The sequence below is a fragment of the Legionella antarctica genome, from assembly GCF_011764505.1.
Lineage (GTDB): Bacteria > Pseudomonadota > Gammaproteobacteria > Legionellales > Legionellaceae > Legionella > Legionella antarctica.
Genome location: NZ_AP022839.1, coordinates 499,243 through 515,309, shown reverse-complemented (window position 1 = coordinate 515,309; position 16,067 = coordinate 499,243). Strand labels below are relative to the sequence as shown.

The window sequence follows — 16,067 nt, the reverse complement described above, 5'->3', positions numbered from 1 at the left end:
TTACGAAAACCCAGAACGAAATTAATAGATCGCTGTAAAATAACAATGTTCTCAATGTATAACTGCCGATATACCTTTAAAGGATAAAAATTGATAGGCTATTTTGCTGTCATTATTGTCTTTAACTAAAACCCGCCACCCGTTCCGGTTTATTATCATACCCAAGCTTCCATATGGAGCAATTATTTGATAAATTATGCCTTTCGGTATTTCTTATTTTTCCTTGATGAGCATCTTTCTTAGGAAAGCAACGTAAAAATATTGCAATATTTGAGTTTTTTTGTTATAAAACCGCTCTTGTATTACACATCCGGCTATTTTGTTTAACGAAAGCCCCGAATTTTTACAAAGACGAACACGATATAAAACTTATTTTGGAGTAACACAATGTCTAGAGTATGTCAGGTAACTGGCAAGCGACCCATGACTGGTAATAAAGTGTCGCACGCTAACAATAAAACTAAAAGACGCTTTCTGCCTAACATTCAGAACCATAAGTTCTGGGTTGAAGAAGAAAACCGATTTGTCACATTGAAACTCACTACCAAAGGTATGCGTATTATAGACAAATTAGGCATAAAAGCAGTTCTGGATAAAATCAGAGCTAACGGCGAAAAAGTATAATTCAAGGGGATAAGCCATGGCAGCTGTTACTGTAAAAGTGAAAATGGAATCCACAGCAGGAACTGGATACTATAAAACCACTACTAAAAACCCACGTAACCATCCTGAAAAGATGGAGCTTATGATGTACGATCCAAGAGTACGTAAGCATGTGCTTTTTAAAGAGAAAAAAGTAAAATAATTAAATAAGCCCTAAATAATTTGGGGCTTATTTCTTCATATTTAGCTAAAATAAAGACTTCGTTCCTATTCAATACTTCAACCCCTTATTCTTGTTAAAAAATAAAAATTTACTCTCTGTTAAATTCAAATTTACCCTTGTAAATACTGGATAATCCTCATGGATCGTTTAAACTGATAAATAATAGCAGTGAAAACAAAGAGGATTTGAATGAAACCATCATTGCAGCTCAGTATTGGTCAACATTTAACGCTAACCCCACAGCTACAGCAAGCAATAAGACTCTTGCAGTTATCAACCATAGACTTACAGCAGGAAATTCAACTGCTGGTTGAATCTAATCCTATGCTTGAAGCAACACCCAGTGAAGATAAAGAAGAACATCCAACTGAAAGTCAACAGCAACATAATGACGAGTTTGCTGATTTTCAATGGTCACAACTCTATAATAATCTGAGCAAACGCAATAATTATGAAGATAACGATTATAATTTTGATAATTTACACTGCACCACCACTAACTTACAAGACCACTTACACTGGCAGCTTGATCTCTCGCCTATGAGCGATATAGATAGAGTAATCGCCACTACAATTATAGATGCCATTAATGATGATGGCTTTCTCACCATACCTGTAAGTGAATTATACACAAGCTTAAACAGCGAGGATTTCCCCCTCGACCTGGAAGAGATAGAGGCAGTAAGACATAGACTACAGCTTTTTGATCCTGTTGGTTGTGGCTCTGCAAACTTGGCAGAAACACTTCTCGTTCAACTGGAACAACTTCCTTTAAACACTGCTCATTTGGCAATAGCCAAAAAAATCATTATTGAAGATATTGATTTGTTAGGACAACATAACTATCGACAATTAATGAAAAATCATCAAATTAATGAAAAAACAGTTGATGACATCCTTCAAATTATTCAAGGACTTAATCCCAAGCCAGGCAATTTGATTCACCAAGACATAACACAATATATTATTCCCGATATCACTGTAAAAAAAACAGATAATCAATGGAAGGTTTATCTGAATCAAAGTGTACTTCCCAATTTAAGTATCAATAACCAGTACGCAGCACTAATTCAACGTGCAGATAACAGTATTGATAATCAATTCTTAAAAAATAACCTGCAAGAAGCGCGCTGGTTTTTAAAAAGCATTCAAAGTCGACAAGAAACGTTACTCAAAGTAGCTACATGCATCGTCGAATATCAGCAAGGATTCCTTGAGTTTGGGGAAGAGGCCATGAAACCCTTAATTTTAAATGATGTAGCTACTGCACTGGATATGCATGAATCAACAATCTCCCGGGTGACTACCCAAAAATTTATGCATACACCTCGTGGCGTATTTGAACTCAAATATTTTTTCTCCAGCCATGTTAATACCGATACCGGGGGTGAATGCTCTTCAACCGCAATCCGTGCTGTAATAAAAAAGTTAATTTTAGCGGAAAATAGAAAGAAACCCTTGAGTGATAGCAAAATTGCCGAGTTGATTGCTGCGCAAGGGATTAAAGTAGCCAGACGTACGGTAGCAAAATATCGCGAAGGCTTGGGAATTGCCCCATCTAACGAGCGAAAAGCTATTCGAAATTAATTATTAATTAGCAATAAAGGAGAGCCTTATGCAAATCAACATCACTGGACATCGTTTGGATGTTACTCCTGCACTCAGAGCATTTACCGAAGAAAAATTCGATAGACTTGAGCGTCATTTTGATCACATCACTGCTATTAATGTAGTCTTTGATGTTGAAAAAATAAGACAAATTGCAGAAGCAACTGTCTTAGTTGCTAAAGGAGAACTACACGCAAGTTCTGAATCAGAAGATATGTATGCGGCTATAGATTCTTTAGTTGATAAACTCAATCGACAACTCATAAAGCATAAAGAAAAGCTTCTTGCACTTCGAGATGACGACAGGCAATAATTAGTTATTCTTTACCGTATTCATCGCAGCTTATGCAGCGATGAATACCACCTTTTAAGCACAATACCTCTATACCTTACCCAGGAGTCGTGATACATTGTACGGGTTATGATAAAGACTCAAATTAAGATAATAAATAAATTAGGTTTACACGCACGTGCCTCTGCGAAATTTGTCTCAACCGCAGCAAAATTTCAAAGTCATATTGATGTAACCAAAGACTCGCAAACCGTTAATGGAAAAAGCATTATGGGTGTGATGATGCTTGCGGCCAATAAAGGAAGTGACCTCACCCTGGAGATTGACGGGCCAGATGAAGAAGCTATGAATGAGGCTTTAGTACAATTAATCAATAACTTCTTTGGTGAAGGTGAGTAGTTACGCCTTTGTAGAACTATTTCTTGCCCCGTCCTCTTTTCATCTTATGTAAATAAACTAAAGTGAGTATTGGCCCAGATAAGGCATACAGAATAAAACCTGCAAACAAAACGATAGCCGGGTTTGCAGCTATGGCTACAAATAAAATGATCATAACTAATACATATAAAAACGGTACCTTTCCTTTGAAGTCTATTTCTTTAAAGCTGTAATAGCGTAAATTACTGACCATTAAGACCGCGCCACATAAAGCCAAACCGGCTGTTAATATGGAAACAAACATATTCTGCCATTCATTTTGATAACATAGCCAGGCAAAAGAAGCCATTATTGCTGCTGCAGGCGGACAAGGAAGTCCTTGAAAAAATCTTTTGTCAGCTGTTTCGAGCTGAGTGTTAAAACGTGCAAGACGTAATGCAACTGCGGCTGTATAAACAAACGCAACTAACCAGCCCAACTTCCCTAGAGAGCTTAGAGTTAAATTATAGAGCAATAATGAGGGCGCTACACCAAATGTAACCATATCTGACAAACTATCATATTGGGCGCCAAACTCAGTTTGTGTATTTGTCAGCCGAGCGATTCGTCCATCCAAACCATCAGCTATCATGCCTATGAACATTGCTACAACAGCAGCCTCATATTGCCCCTTCATGGAGGCAACCAAAGAATAAAACGCTGCGAACAAACTGGCAGTTGTTAATAAATTGGGCAACAAATAAATCCCAGAATGACTTTCTTTTTCCATTCGCTATCAAGCCTCACAATATCTAATTCATCGATATGCTAACATAATCGCAACAAAAACTACTATTGAAAACCAGTTTTAACCGTATATTATAAATATATTACTCCAAAATTGCTAAATCTCCATACAGAGGGACCATGATGATGCTATAATTGTCATACTGTATTTAAAATGCATGGAATTATGTCTGAACCAGAAAATAAAACAATCACCCGTAAAACAATCGTTATTGAAGGAATAACCGCCCAAGGTAAAACATTCAGGCCTCGCGACTGGGCGGAACGCATGAGTGGTTCCCTAGCGAGCTTTAAAAACAGCCGAATTTATTACTCTCCACTACTTCAACCTAGCGTGAATAGTGAAGGATATCATTGCGTATTACTCGACCCCAAACTCAAAGAATCAAGCCCTCAAGTATATCAATCCATCCTGGATTTTGCTAAAACGAACAATCTTAGGATTTGCGGTGAGGAAGAATAGTTCATTGATATCTTTTACAACACAAAACCTCCCCATAGTTACTAATATCCTTGACTGGTTTTTATCGCCTCAGTCCAAGTAACCAGAGAGTTCATAATATAATTGACTACTGAAATAGTATTATCGAAATTCATGGCCAGGATACCCGCAAAGATAAAAGCCAACCCCTTAGGTCCTTCCTGAGTTCCGGGTTCACTAGCATGGGCAACCAAAACACATCCCCTCACAAACCACAGGATGCCCGCAGTTCGAATCAAGAGGCCCATAGAGCTATAAATATCAGTTGGATTATAGGTGGTATAGGATATAACATTGCCTACGCCAAAAGCCGTGTTAGCCATGATATGGAGGACTGAAGGTAAATAGAGTAACATAGCCCCCATCAGCATATACATCAGGGGCGTGAACATTTTTTCTTGAGAAGAAGATTGGGCTCTTTTATCACCTATTTTTCTTAATTTGCCAATGGCAGTTAAAAAAAATAAAATCCCCAATAGATAAGCGACTCCCGATATTAGTTTTTGTATGGGATATAAAGATTGGCTTACATTGCCTATAATTGTTACAAAATCAATCGTAGTCATATATTAATTATATTATCTCAGCACTTGCAATGCCTAATATTTCCCCTATATTAGGCACTTTATAATAAAAGTTGATATTCGTCATGCTCGTAAATACCTTTCCTATCACCTTAATAGAATCTTTCATGATTTCTCCCAAAGTGAAACATTTTGTTTTTAGTTGCCAATTATCCCCTGTCTTTAATTTTTTACCAGGTCAATTTATTACTATTCATTTTGAACACAATGGTAAAACTTTAAAGCGTAGTTATAGTATAGCTAACGAACCGAAACTGGATAATCGAATTGAATTCGCAGCAGGATATTTTGAAAACGGTCCTGGTACCGAACTACTCTTTAATTTAAAACCAGGTGATACAATCTATATTAACGGTCCATTTGGTCGATTAATTTTTAAAGACGAAATTCCGGGACGTTATATTTTAGTCGCCACCAGTACGGGAATAACACCTTACAAAGCGATGCTCAACGAATTAGCTATGCGTATCGAGCAGAATCCACATCTGGAGGTAGTCATTCTTCAAGGAGTACAAAAAAGAGATGAAATTCTATACGCCAAGGAATTCAGTGCCTTTGCTCAAAAATACCCTCAGGTAAGTTTTAGAGCCCATTTAAGTCGTGAGTTACCACATGAGTTACACGCTAATGAATACTGTGGATACGTTCAGCACTCATTCCCTGAACTTAATCTTAATCCTGAAAAAGATGTTGTTTATTTATGTGGGAATCCAGGTATGATCGATGACTCATTTAACTATTTAAAAGACCAGGGTTTTGCTATGCAACAAATTATCCGTGAAAAATATATTTCCCGATAACAGCCGAATCTAAATTAGGAGAGCAACAAATCATGCATTACGAAGAATTATCAGAAATTATGGAACATATGCTGGAAAATGGGAAAGGAATTTTAGCTGCAGATGAAAGCAATGGCACTATAGGCAAACGATTTGAAACAATTGGTACTGAAAACACGGAACAAAATCGCAGAGACTACAGATTATTGCTCGCTACCACGCCTGATCTGGAGCAGTATATCAATGGAGTCATTTTGTTTGAAGAAACATTCCATCAAACAGATGACCATGGAGTTCCTATCGCAGAATTATTTGCCAAAAAAGGGATCATTCCTGGGATTAAAGTAGACAAGGGATTAGTTGATTTACCCAACACAGAACAAGAGAAGGTCACTCAAGGTTTGGATGGCTTAACTGATCGCCTGCTTCAATACAAAAAACTAGGGGCAAAATTTGCCAAATGGCGTAATGTCTATTCTATATCAGAACATGCTCCCAGTATCACAGCGATTAAAGCGGGGGCTGAAAATCTCGCTCGCTATGCCGCAACATGCCAGTCTGTAGGTATCGTTCCTATAGTTGAACCCGAAGTTCTGATGGATGGTAACCACAGTCTGGAACTATGTGCTGAAGTAAGTGAAATGATCTTACACGAATTATTCCATGCTTTATTTATCCATCAGGTTGAGCTAGAACATATTATACTAAAGCCAAGCATGGTGACTTGCGGCAAAGAGACAACACCTTTTAGCGAGCCAGATGAAGTAGCCGACTACACTATTAGCGTATTCCGCAATAATGTACCTGCATCTGTTCCAACCATTAATTTCTTGTCTGGCGGACAATCGCCACAACAAGCCACAGCTAATCTCAATGCCATGAATACTATTGGAGATCAACCCTGGTTATTAAGTTTTTCTTTTGGCAGAGCCTTGCAAGAAGATTGTTTAAAAGCTTGGGGTGGGAAGAAAGAAAATAATAGCCGCGCTCAAGATGCATTACTAAAACGTGCTCGCCTAAACAGCATGGCATGTTTTGGTGACTATGAGAGCACTCTGGAATAAATCCCAAATTAATGGCCTGCTCCTATAGGGCAGGCCTATATCTAACAGGCCCCATAGTTAACACATATCCTTAATTCTCTGCGCCCACTTCCTCACAAGAAAATTGCGCATGAGATGTTACCATGTTTTGACTTGTTTATTCTTAGAACCGGATTTAAAAATTGATTGAAACGATGGCTATCAATCAAACCTATCAATATTTAAAAATGCACGCAGCTCCATAATATCTGTATTTATCCATTCATCCCAGTTCACTGAAAATAGCTGCTTGGCTTTTCTGCCCTGCATCACAGCATCATACATGACACTGTAAGACACGGATAAATCGAAATCTTCCTTACAGACCACTCTTAAAATGCCAGCTGCAATGTGGAAGTTTGCTGGCATATAGTGTGGTATCTGGGCCACCGTGAAAGCAGCTACCGCGCCTTCATCATTAAAGCTTACACCTCTCCCCAGCACGACATGGTAAATATCATGCGTAGTAATAATAGGATGCACAATATATTGATAATCGCTGAATATCCTTTGATTCATTGGAACTACTTCAATTATGTTATTTTCTTCCAGATGTTTTGCGTATAAAAATCCAAGTGTATTTTCATTGCAATTTTTTAATTGAGTTGTATCCGAAAAACATTCCAGCCTTCTGCGCCCATCAATTAACGCGCGACAATGCTCATCGGCTTTCATAGAGGATACCATTTTATTTTTTCTTATTTTGTTAGAGTCTGACAAAAAGTACAGATACTTTATCGTGTTGATTTCATTCGGTGATTTTTCAACAAAATAAAAAAGTGCCCTCCATGCAAGTATCTTTCTAAAAAATTTATTTTTATATAATTTTTTAAGCATTAAAGACAATCTATGCTCTAATTATCAACATAATGACTTATTATAGCACAATCAGATGGTTCCGGAATGATGTGTAGTCCACATTTTCTTACTTTAGATAAATCCATGAATGAGCTTGATGAACATACGTCATATCGATTACTGACAGAACATCTTCATAGAGACAACGGGATAGGTGTTATTGTGAACCATGATTTGAGCTGGATTGAAAACTGACGAGAGGCTTGCGAACATTATAGCAACTCAAAACGGGCATATAAAGGTAAATGATCGGATAACATACGCCAGGGTTTACCATGCAAACAGGCAACCGCTTGTACTTTCATCCCCCGGAAATAGACTCGATCGACACATAATGCAGGTCTGATTGCCGGAAAAGAACGGGCATGCTGTCCCTCAACCGTGACAAAAGCTTCTTCTATATTCAAATCATCAGCCAGAGTTTTGGAAATAATTGTACGCCAATCGTTAAAGTCACCAGCCATTAACAACGGCTCATCTTGAGGAACCACATCTTTGATGCGTTTCATTAATGCTTTACATTGTTCAGCACGCTCTGCCTTAAAAAGCCCCAGATGCACACATAATAAATGAATTGTGGCGTTATCTATTTTCAACTGGCTGTGTAATATTCCTCTGGAAGCTCTGTTAATATTTGATAGATTTATATTCTCAAAACTGTCAAAAGGATATTTACTTAAAATAGCATTTCCATGATGTCCAGATTGATATACCGCATTTTTGGCGTAAATATAATGCGGCCATATGTTTTCAGCAATATATTCAAATTGAGGAGCTTCCGGCCAGGAGTCTATTCGTTTTGCTCTTCTCCTATGTTTCCCCTGCACTTCTTGTAAAAAAACAAAATCTGGATTTAATCCGGTAATGGCAGCACGCATTTCGGGAAGTAAAAAACGCACTGCGCCCACACCAAATCCTTTATGGATGTTGTATGTTATCAGCGATATGCTGTTCACAGCTTTATGCATTTTCTTTGTACCTTTACCAGGTGTCTGTTAAGCATAGCATTAACCTGATTTATTATTAACACATCACCCTAATTAAGTAGCGTTTTTACCTAACAAAATCAATTAAATAACTGGATTTATCTAACTACACATGCGCTAATAAGTAACCGTCTTCACTACAGTCACCACTAAAATGAGCACAAAAGAATTAAACATCTCTGGTTTATCCATTGCCTGCAAAGTTTGGGGGCATCCTGAGAACCCACCCATTATTGCACTTCATGGCTGGCTGGATAATGCAAACAGCTTTGCTCCGCTTGCACCATTTTTAGAAAATAATTATTATTTTATCGCAGTAGACTGGCCAGGTCATGGCCACTCCTCCCATATCCCTCAAAGTAGTAATTACCATTTCATTGACGGAATATTGACTGTAGTTCAAATTATTGATGCCTTAAAACTAGATAAAGTTCATTTATTAGGCCATTCCATGGGGGCCTGCTTAGCAAGTATCATAGGCGGAATAGCCCCGGATCGTTTTTTATCCCTTAGTTTGATTGAAGGTTTAGGTCCATTTTCTCATCCTGAAAAAACTGCATGCAAACAGTTATCTGCCTATTTAAAACACCTTACCCAAACAAATACTAAAAAGGCCAAAGGGTATAGTCAATTTGAAAGTGCCGCACTTGCACGCTCTTTAAAAGGGTACGTCTCTCTGGATATTGCTAAAATATTATGCGAAAGAGGTCTCATAGAAAAACAGGGTTCTTTTTACTGGCGACATGATCGGAGATTATTAGTACCCTCCCCTTTACGTATGACAGAAAGGCAAATTATTTCTTGCCTAGAGCAAATTAGTGCTCCAACCTTGTTAATATGGGCAAGCAAAGGATTTTCATTTAACTCAAAACTTATGCAAGGACGAATAAAAGCGATTGATCATTTGAAAATCAAGCATTTGGATGGGGGGCATCATATTCATATGGAGCAGCCAGAAGTTGTTTGCAAACTCCTGACTGATTTTTATCTTTCGTTATAACTAACTGTTAATATCAATAAGACAGGTTTGATAATCTATTGCTACATCACTTAAAGATTTTTTAACATCATCAAGCGAGTATCCCAGATCTTTGGCTGCACTAAGTACGCCACAACCTGCTTCATCAAAGCTGGCATAAGGAGTCCAATAATCCATATTGGCTTTTACCATTACATCAAATGACTTCCGGATACTCCAATCAGGCTGATTGGATAGTATGTAAAATAAATGGTTATAAACCCCACTGGAATAATGTACATCCAAACCACCATAATAATCATCAGCTGTGTCAATAGACTCACCATCACGACTGGGTTTGTCCATGTAGCGCAAAGCATCATAACCACTATCTTCTTTCATAATCTCAGAGCCGATTTGCCAGCTACTTTTTCCGGCTGAATAGAATTCAGCCGCTTGAGCCGCCATATCCGAGAACGCTTCATTTATTCCGCCAGATTGACCAAAATACTCCAAACCAGAATGCTGCTCAGTAAAGCCATGGCTGATTTCATGACCGCCAACCCCAAGAGAAACTAATGGATACATCATGGTATCACCGTCACCAAAAGTCATTTGCTTTCCATCCCAATAAGCATTTTCATAACCCTCACCATAATGGACGCGCATTACCAATTTCATTGGTGACCCATCAGATTTGGTTAAAACCTCTAGGCCATACCAATCATGATACATATGTTTAATCACGTAACCAGCATATAAGGCATCGTTAGTCGGGGAAGAGGCGCCATTTTCCCTATCGTAACCGTCTGAAGAGTATCCGGTATAAAAAGTAGTGTCAGACTGATTATCAGGGGTGGTTTTGCAAGAAAACTTCATTGCAGCATTTTTTGAACTGTATCTATGTAACATGTCCACTACCTTAACATCGGTGTTTTCCATGAAACACATTTGCTTATCAGTATCCCGAGTTAAATCCAGTAAAGGCAGTTCTTTACCATACTGAAATTCGCCTGTTTTATCGTTTCCGCCAAATCCAGTTCCTTTCACTACTGCTTTTTCGGTTTTCACATCATTCCATTGAACAAAGGCCTTATGAGTTTGCGCATCAATAATCGCTGTTGGGCGTTCAGGAATTTTATCATCATGACTTACAAATACGCTGACTTTATAAGCCCAGTGTGCTTGATGCTTATCATCTATATAAACCATGGGCATTACTTGTTCTTCGCTAACCCGTTTATTGGCATATTTTTCTTTAAACTGTTGCAAAGCAACATCGGCGTTATTTACAAAGGAAGCTTGGGGTTGCCCTAACTCTGCGTCTAAGCCCTCATAAACTATACCGTTCATCTGGACATCAGCGCGGGCCGTAGCAAGCAATTTTGCACTATGTTTACTGTGCATAATGGCATAACCACCAAAAACAGGAAAACCAGCATATTGTTGCTGCATGCGAACGTGAGTTACTTTATTGCTATCTGTATGTTGTCTTAAGAATTGCAAACTATCCTTAGAAAAAGTAGCGCTCTTCATAACACCAGGTAGAGACAATTGAAATTTTTGCGTTAATTCAGCAAAGGATGCTTTTTGTAAAAACACAGGTGCTGCTGCTTTTACTGGTGATGCTAATCCTAAAGCTAAAGCTAAAGCTAAAGGTGACAGATAATAATTTGGATGCATTGATAGTAACTCCTTAGACGTAATTCGCATGAGACGACTCTTCCTGGAGTGTCCATAGTGTTATATTATCCATTAATTTTTAACGACCCTGAATGAATACTACCATATCAGCTTTCGAATTAAGGACAATCCAAAATTTAGCTTAGTCTCAATATAAGTATCCCCACACTGAGTACCAGCCCGTTTTAATAAATAGTACGATGAAATCGTATTATTCTAACTGCATATAGGCACAGAACCAATTTTTTAGTGTATAAAATACAAATAGATCTTTTTAAAACCATACAAAATTAGCATAGTTTTAATTTTTTTGAAATTAATAATTCCATCATTGTTTTTCTTTATTATTTAAATCGAGTCGAATCAATACTTGCTCTGACGTCACTTTATCTCCTTTGTTACACCCTATTTCCCCCACCACTCCGTCTGCAGGTGCTGGTATTTCGGTTTCCATTTTCATTGCCTCAAGAACCAATAATGTCTGTCCTTTCTTTACCCGTTCACCAACAGTGACATCAATTTTTATAACCGTTCCTGGCATAGAGACCGATATATCACCAGGGCCCCTGGATCTGGCTGCGACTATGGGGGAAGAGTCTTCAAATTCAGCTCGATGAACCACGACCTCTTCTGGAACGCCATCAACCCATAAGAAACAAGATTGTTTTCCATGTTCAGGAGTGCCGAATCCTGCGACTTTCACACGGTAATGTTCCCCATGAAGCGTAATTTCATATTCTGATAGAGCACTATTTTCCGTTGAAGTAGTTTCAGGTAGTAACAGTTCAGGGATCAAAGAATCGTCTTGACGTTGCTCCAGGAATTGACGACCAATTTCAGGAAACATACTATAAATAAGTACATCTTCCTCACTTAAGGCAAGTGCACCAATTTCTTGCTGCAATTGCTTCAATTCATGAGGTAACAAATCAGCAGGTCTTACCTCTATCGCATCGATATGACCAATTGCTTTTTTACGCAGGCCAGGACTTATCTTACCAGGAGCCGCGCCATACTTGCCCTGGCAATAAAGTTTTACCTCGTTTGTTATAGTCTTGTAGCGCTCCCCGGTTAACACATTTATTACGGCTTGCGTTCCCACTATCTGAGAAGTGGGGGTTACTAAAGGAGGATATCCCAAATCCTTACGAACACGAGGAATTTCTTGATGGACTGCATTAATTTTATCCAATGCGTTTTGTTCTTTAAGTTGATTGTATAAATTGGATATCATCCCTCCAGGAACTTGATAGAATTGAACACGGGGATCGATATCGCGCGCCTCGCTTTCAAACTGATAATACTTTTTACGAATAGTTTTAAAATAGTCATCTATTTGCAATAATAAATTCAAATCCAGCTCTGTGTCATATTCACTACCGGCAAGAGCTGCAACTAAGGCTTCAGTGGGCGGGTGAGAGGCGCCGCCAGAAAATGACGAAATGGCCGTATCGATATGATGGCATCCAGCAAGAACTGCCTGATAATGACAAATATTAGCCAAACCAGAGGTAGCATGACTATGTAAGTGAATGGGTAAATTTGTTGCTTTAGAAAGACCGGTGAATAATTCAACAGTCACTGCAGGAGTTAATAAGCCTGCCATGTCTTTAATTGCCAGACTATCACAACCCATATCGGCCAACGTTCTTCCCAAATCCAGGAAACCCTCTAAAGTATGCACTGGGCTTGTGGTATAGCAAATTGCACCTTGTGCATGTTTTTCATTTGCTTTAACCGCCTCTATGGCAACCTTGATATTTCGTGCATCATTCAACGCATCAAACACTCGGAACACATCTACGCCATTATTTGCTGCCAGCTGAATAAATGTCTTCACCACATCATCGGCATAATGCCGATAACCCAGTAAATTCTGACCGCGAAGTAACATGGATAAAGGTGTATTAGGCAAAGCATGGCGGAGTTGACGGAGTCGACTCCAGGGATCTTCCTTCAAAAAACGCAAACAAGAATCGAAAGTCGCCCCACCCCATACTTCCATAGCCCAAAAGCCAACTTCATCCATTTGTTTGCATATGGGTAACATATCTTCTGTTCGTAATCGAGTAGCGATCAAACATTGATGAGCATCACGCAGAGTAACATCCGTTATAAGAGTTTTTACCATAAAGCTATCCCTGATTTTTTGTATCTGAAAACAATATCATAATCCAAACCACTGGACACCCATGGATTTTGTTTATTCATACTTTATCCGGATTTTTTTATAATCCTATACCTGCGTTCGTTGACTTGTCCACAGCACTGTAGGTAGTTGTTATGCAAATCCGAATCATTCAAACCTGTAATTGATCTTCTAGATTGTGGGGTAGTTCATTTTTATTGGCAAGGGACGGCATCCAGTGACTCTCAATTCTGAAACTGTGAAGCTAAATTGTCCTGATCTTGCCGATATCCTCGCAGATATATGGACATATTCTTTAAGATGAGGCAAAATCTGCAAAAATCCTAATAAACACCAGTTTAATGAAAAAAATTCTCGTAATACATGGTCCAAATTTAAACCTCTTAGGTGCGCGTGAGCCATCCATATACGGCTCTTCGTCCTTAACTCAAATTAATACAAATTTAGCAAAAGAAGCCAACCAAGCAGGAATACAGTTAACATGCTACCAAAGTAATTCAGAAAGTGATTTAATTCAGACGATTCATCAGGCAAGTATTGATAAAGTTCATTATATTATACTGAACCCTGCAGCATTCACTCATACCAGTATTGCAATACGTGATGCGTTGTCTGCTGTTGCAATCCCATTTATCGAAGTACATATCAGCAATATTTATTCCCGTGAATCCTTTCGCCACCAATCCTACTTTTCTGATATTGCCAAAGGCATAATCAGTGGTCTTGGTGTCCAAGGGTATTTATTAGCATTACAGGCAATTATTGAAGAATTCAAGTAGAGAGAATAAACAATGGATATCAGAAAAATTAGAAAACTAATAGAACTGTTGGAAGAAACCGGCATTTCTGAAATTGAAATTAAAGAAGGTGAGGAATCACTAAGATTAAGTCGCCATAGTAGTGTTTCGATGGAAGCACCACAAATTCGTTATGTATCTGCGCCTGCGCAACAACCTGCATCTAATCCTGAACCCAACAATACGATCCCTGCCCATCATGAGAATAAGCCAGCGGTGCCTATAGCTTCAGGGCATAAAATTCGCTCCCCTATGGTTGGAACGATGTATACTTCGCCATCTCCTGAGACGCCTGCATTTGTAACCATTGGTCAATCAGTTAAAGTTGGCGATACCTTGTGTATCGTTGAAGCCATGAAAATGTTCAATGAAATTGAATCCGATCGTGCAGGTAAAGTCATAGATATATTAGTTAAAAATGGCGAGCCTGTTGAGTATGACCAAATTTTATTTATTATAGAATAGGGATAAGTGTCTATGCTCAGTAAAATTGTTATTGCAAATAGAGGTGAAATAGCACTGCGTATATTACGTGCTTGTAAGGAACTCGGCATTCAGACTGTCGCTGTTCATTCTGATATCGACAAAGATTTGTTGCATGTTCGTCTAGCTGATGAAACCGTTTGCATAGGACCAGCCCCTGCACAAAAAAGTTATCTCAATATCCCCGCCATTATTTCTGCTGCTGAAATTACAGATGCTGTAGCCATTCATCCTGGTTATGGGTTCCTATCCGAAAATGCTGACTTTGCAGACATAGTAGAACAAAGTGGCTTTCGATTTATCGGTCCAAGAGGCGACACCATCCGCCTGATGGGTGATAAGGTATCTGCCATAGCTGCAATGAAACAAGCAGGTGTGCCATGTGTTCCTGGCTCAGACGGCCCTTTAGGTGATGATGACAGTCTCAATCTGGAAATAGGCCGTAAAGTTGGTTACCCGGTCATTATCAAAGCGGCTGGTGGCGGCGGTGGGCGTGGTATGCGTGTGGTACACACCGAATCTAATTTGTTGAGTTCCATAGCACTTACTCGAAGTGAAGCTAAAGCTGCGTTTAATAACCCAATTGTGTACATGGAGAAATTCCTGGAAAACCCAAGGCACATTGAATTTCAAGTGCTTGGAGATGGCAAAGGTCATGCCATCCATTTAGGTGAGCGTGATTGCTCCATGCAAAGACGCCATCAAAAAGTTGTAGAAGAAGCTCCAGCGCCAGGAATTACCGCTGAATTAAGAAATAAAATTGGTGACTCTGTAATCAAAGCCTGTAGCGATTTGCAATACCGTGGAGCGGGAACCTTTGAGTTCTTGTATCAGGACGGTTGTTTTTATTTCATTGAGATGAATACGCGTATTCAGGTGGAGCATCCTGTAACGGAAATGATTACCGGTCTCGATTTGATTAAAGAACAAATCAAAATTGCCAGTGATATTCCTCTTGGATTAACTCAGGATCACATCACATTTCGCGGACATGCCATTGAATGTAGAATTAATGCAGAAGATGCAAAAACATTTATGCCTTCTCCAGGAACGATAAAATTGTTACATCAACCAGGCGGGCCAGGGATCCGTTTTGATTCTCATATTTACAGCAGTTATACCGTCCCCCCAAATTATGATTCAATGATAGGCAAACTCATTAGTTATGGCGAAAATCGTGCTGAGGCTATTGCCAGAATGCGAAATGCCCTCGATGAAATTATTATTGATGGTATAAAAACCAATATTGAACTACATCAACGCATTCTCCATGACAAATCCTTTATCGACGGCGGTACTAATATCCATTATTTAGAAAAAATCCTGAAGGATTAATA

General features: G+C 38.8%; 19 protein-coding genes. 13 read left to right on the top strand and 6 right to left on the bottom strand.

Annotated elements, in window-relative coordinates:
- Window positions 1-387: 387 nt before the first annotated feature.
- From rpmB to HRS36_RS02640, 5 genes are all read left to right on the top strand, one after another.
- Window positions 388-624, top strand: a complete 237-nt coding sequence (gene rpmB, locus HRS36_RS02660) for a 50S ribosomal protein L28 (protein WP_173236133.1) — start codon at window positions 388-390, stop codon at window positions 622-624.
- Window positions 625-640: 16 nt separating this feature from the next.
- Window positions 641-805, top strand: coding sequence for a 50S ribosomal protein L33 (gene rpmG / locus HRS36_RS02655; RefSeq protein ID WP_058533194.1), 165 nt, complete (start codon window positions 641-643; stop codon window positions 803-805).
- A gap of 210 nt (window positions 806-1,015) precedes the next feature.
- Window positions 1,016-2,413, top strand: coding sequence for an RNA polymerase factor sigma-54 (locus HRS36_RS02650; protein ID WP_173236132.1), 1,398 nt, complete (start codon window positions 1,016-1,018; stop codon window positions 2,411-2,413).
- A 28-nt stretch (window positions 2,414-2,441) separates the two neighbouring features.
- Window positions 2,442-2,747 (top strand): ribosome hibernation promoting factor, encoded by a 306-nt coding sequence (gene hpf / locus HRS36_RS02645; RefSeq protein WP_173236131.1) that lies wholly within the window; start codon window positions 2,442-2,444, stop codon window positions 2,745-2,747.
- 108 nt (window positions 2,748-2,855) lie between these two features.
- Window positions 2,856-3,125: an HPr family phosphocarrier protein gene (locus HRS36_RS02640; protein ID WP_173236130.1), complete on the top strand. Its 270-nt coding sequence runs from the start codon at window positions 2,856-2,858 to the stop codon at window positions 3,123-3,125.
- 16 nt (window positions 3,126-3,141) lie between these two features.
- Here HRS36_RS02640 and pssA read toward each other — a convergent pair whose 3' ends face one another.
- Window positions 3,142-3,873, bottom strand: coding sequence for a CDP-diacylglycerol--serine O-phosphatidyltransferase (gene pssA, locus HRS36_RS02635; protein ID WP_173236129.1), 732 nt, complete (start codon window positions 3,871-3,873; stop codon window positions 3,142-3,144).
- Between the two features lie 183 nt (window positions 3,874-4,056).
- Here pssA and HRS36_RS02630 point away from each other — a divergent pair, with 183 nt between their 5' ends.
- Window positions 4,057-4,353 (top strand): DUF3579 domain-containing protein, encoded by a 297-nt coding sequence (locus HRS36_RS02630; protein ID WP_420814314.1) that lies wholly within the window; start codon window positions 4,057-4,059, stop codon window positions 4,351-4,353.
- Between the two features lie 41 nt (window positions 4,354-4,394).
- Here HRS36_RS02630 and HRS36_RS02625 read toward each other — a convergent pair whose 3' ends face one another.
- Complete coding sequence (locus HRS36_RS02625; RefSeq protein WP_173236127.1) at window positions 4,395-4,937, bottom strand: type IV secretion protein IcmC; 543 nt, start codon at window positions 4,935-4,937, stop codon at window positions 4,395-4,397.
- A gap of 83 nt (window positions 4,938-5,020) precedes the next feature.
- On the opposite strand from HRS36_RS02625, the gene HRS36_RS02620 reads away from it, so the two are divergent.
- Window positions 5,021-5,755 carry a ferredoxin--NADP reductase gene (locus tag HRS36_RS02620; protein WP_173236126.1) on the top strand — a complete coding sequence of 245 codons (735 nt, stop codon included), beginning with the start codon at window positions 5,021-5,023 and terminating at the stop codon, window positions 5,753-5,755.
- Between the two features lie 32 nt (window positions 5,756-5,787).
- Entirely contained in the window at window positions 5,788-6,798 is a 1,011-nt protein-coding gene (locus HRS36_RS02615) for a class I fructose-bisphosphate aldolase (RefSeq protein WP_173236125.1), read from the top strand.
- Between the two features lie 180 nt (window positions 6,799-6,978).
- On the opposite strand, the gene HRS36_RS02610 is transcribed toward HRS36_RS02615, so the two are convergent.
- Complete coding sequence (locus HRS36_RS02610; protein WP_173236124.1) at window positions 6,979-7,653, bottom strand: Coq4 family protein; 675 nt, start codon at window positions 7,651-7,653, stop codon at window positions 6,979-6,981.
- Window positions 7,654-7,719: 66 nt separating this feature from the next.
- Here HRS36_RS02610 and HRS36_RS02605 point away from each other — a divergent pair, with 66 nt between their 5' ends.
- Window positions 7,720-7,869: a hypothetical protein gene (locus tag HRS36_RS02605; protein ID WP_173236123.1), complete on the top strand. Its 150-nt coding sequence runs from the start codon at window positions 7,720-7,722 to the stop codon at window positions 7,867-7,869.
- Window positions 7,870-7,886: 17 nt separating this feature from the next.
- Here HRS36_RS02605 and HRS36_RS02600 read toward each other — a convergent pair whose 3' ends face one another.
- On the bottom strand, window positions 7,887-8,642 hold the full coding sequence (locus HRS36_RS02600) for an endonuclease/exonuclease/phosphatase family protein (RefSeq protein WP_173236122.1): 756 nt from the start codon (window positions 8,640-8,642) through the stop codon (window positions 7,887-7,889).
- 172 nt (window positions 8,643-8,814) lie between these two features.
- Between HRS36_RS02600 and HRS36_RS02595 the strand changes: the two genes are divergently transcribed.
- Window positions 8,815-9,660, top strand: coding sequence for an alpha/beta fold hydrolase (locus HRS36_RS02595; protein WP_173236121.1), 846 nt, complete (start codon window positions 8,815-8,817; stop codon window positions 9,658-9,660).
- Here the strand turns inward: HRS36_RS02595 and proA are convergent, their stop codons facing one another.
- Together proA and oadA are read right to left on the bottom strand one after the other, a co-directional pair.
- Window positions 9,661-11,301, bottom strand: a complete 1,641-nt coding sequence (gene proA, locus HRS36_RS02590; protein ID WP_173236120.1) for a zinc metalloprotease ProA — start codon at window positions 11,299-11,301, stop codon at window positions 9,661-9,663. It abuts the gene before it with no gap.
- 328 nt (window positions 11,302-11,629) lie between these two features.
- Complete coding sequence (oadA, locus tag HRS36_RS02585) at window positions 11,630-13,432, bottom strand: sodium-extruding oxaloacetate decarboxylase subunit alpha (protein WP_173236119.1); 1,803 nt, start codon at window positions 13,430-13,432, stop codon at window positions 11,630-11,632.
- 359 nt (window positions 13,433-13,791) lie between these two features.
- Here oadA and aroQ point away from each other — a divergent pair, with 359 nt between their 5' ends.
- The 3 genes from aroQ to accC are packed head-to-tail and all read left to right on the top strand — an operon-like array spanning window position 13,792 to window position 16,065.
- A complete protein-coding gene (gene aroQ / locus HRS36_RS02580; RefSeq protein WP_173236118.1) occupies window positions 13,792-14,229 on the top strand; it encodes a type II 3-dehydroquinate dehydratase in 438 nt (145 codons plus the stop codon).
- A gap of 12 nt (window positions 14,230-14,241) precedes the next feature.
- Window positions 14,242-14,712, top strand: a complete 471-nt coding sequence (accB, locus tag HRS36_RS02575; protein WP_173236117.1) for an acetyl-CoA carboxylase biotin carboxyl carrier protein — start codon at window positions 14,242-14,244, stop codon at window positions 14,710-14,712.
- 12 nt (window positions 14,713-14,724) lie between these two features.
- Window positions 14,725-16,065 carry an acetyl-CoA carboxylase biotin carboxylase subunit gene (accC, locus tag HRS36_RS02570; protein WP_173236116.1) on the top strand — a complete coding sequence of 447 codons (1,341 nt, stop codon included), beginning with the start codon at window positions 14,725-14,727 and terminating at the stop codon, window positions 16,063-16,065.
- Window positions 16,066-16,067 lie beyond the last annotated feature (2 nt).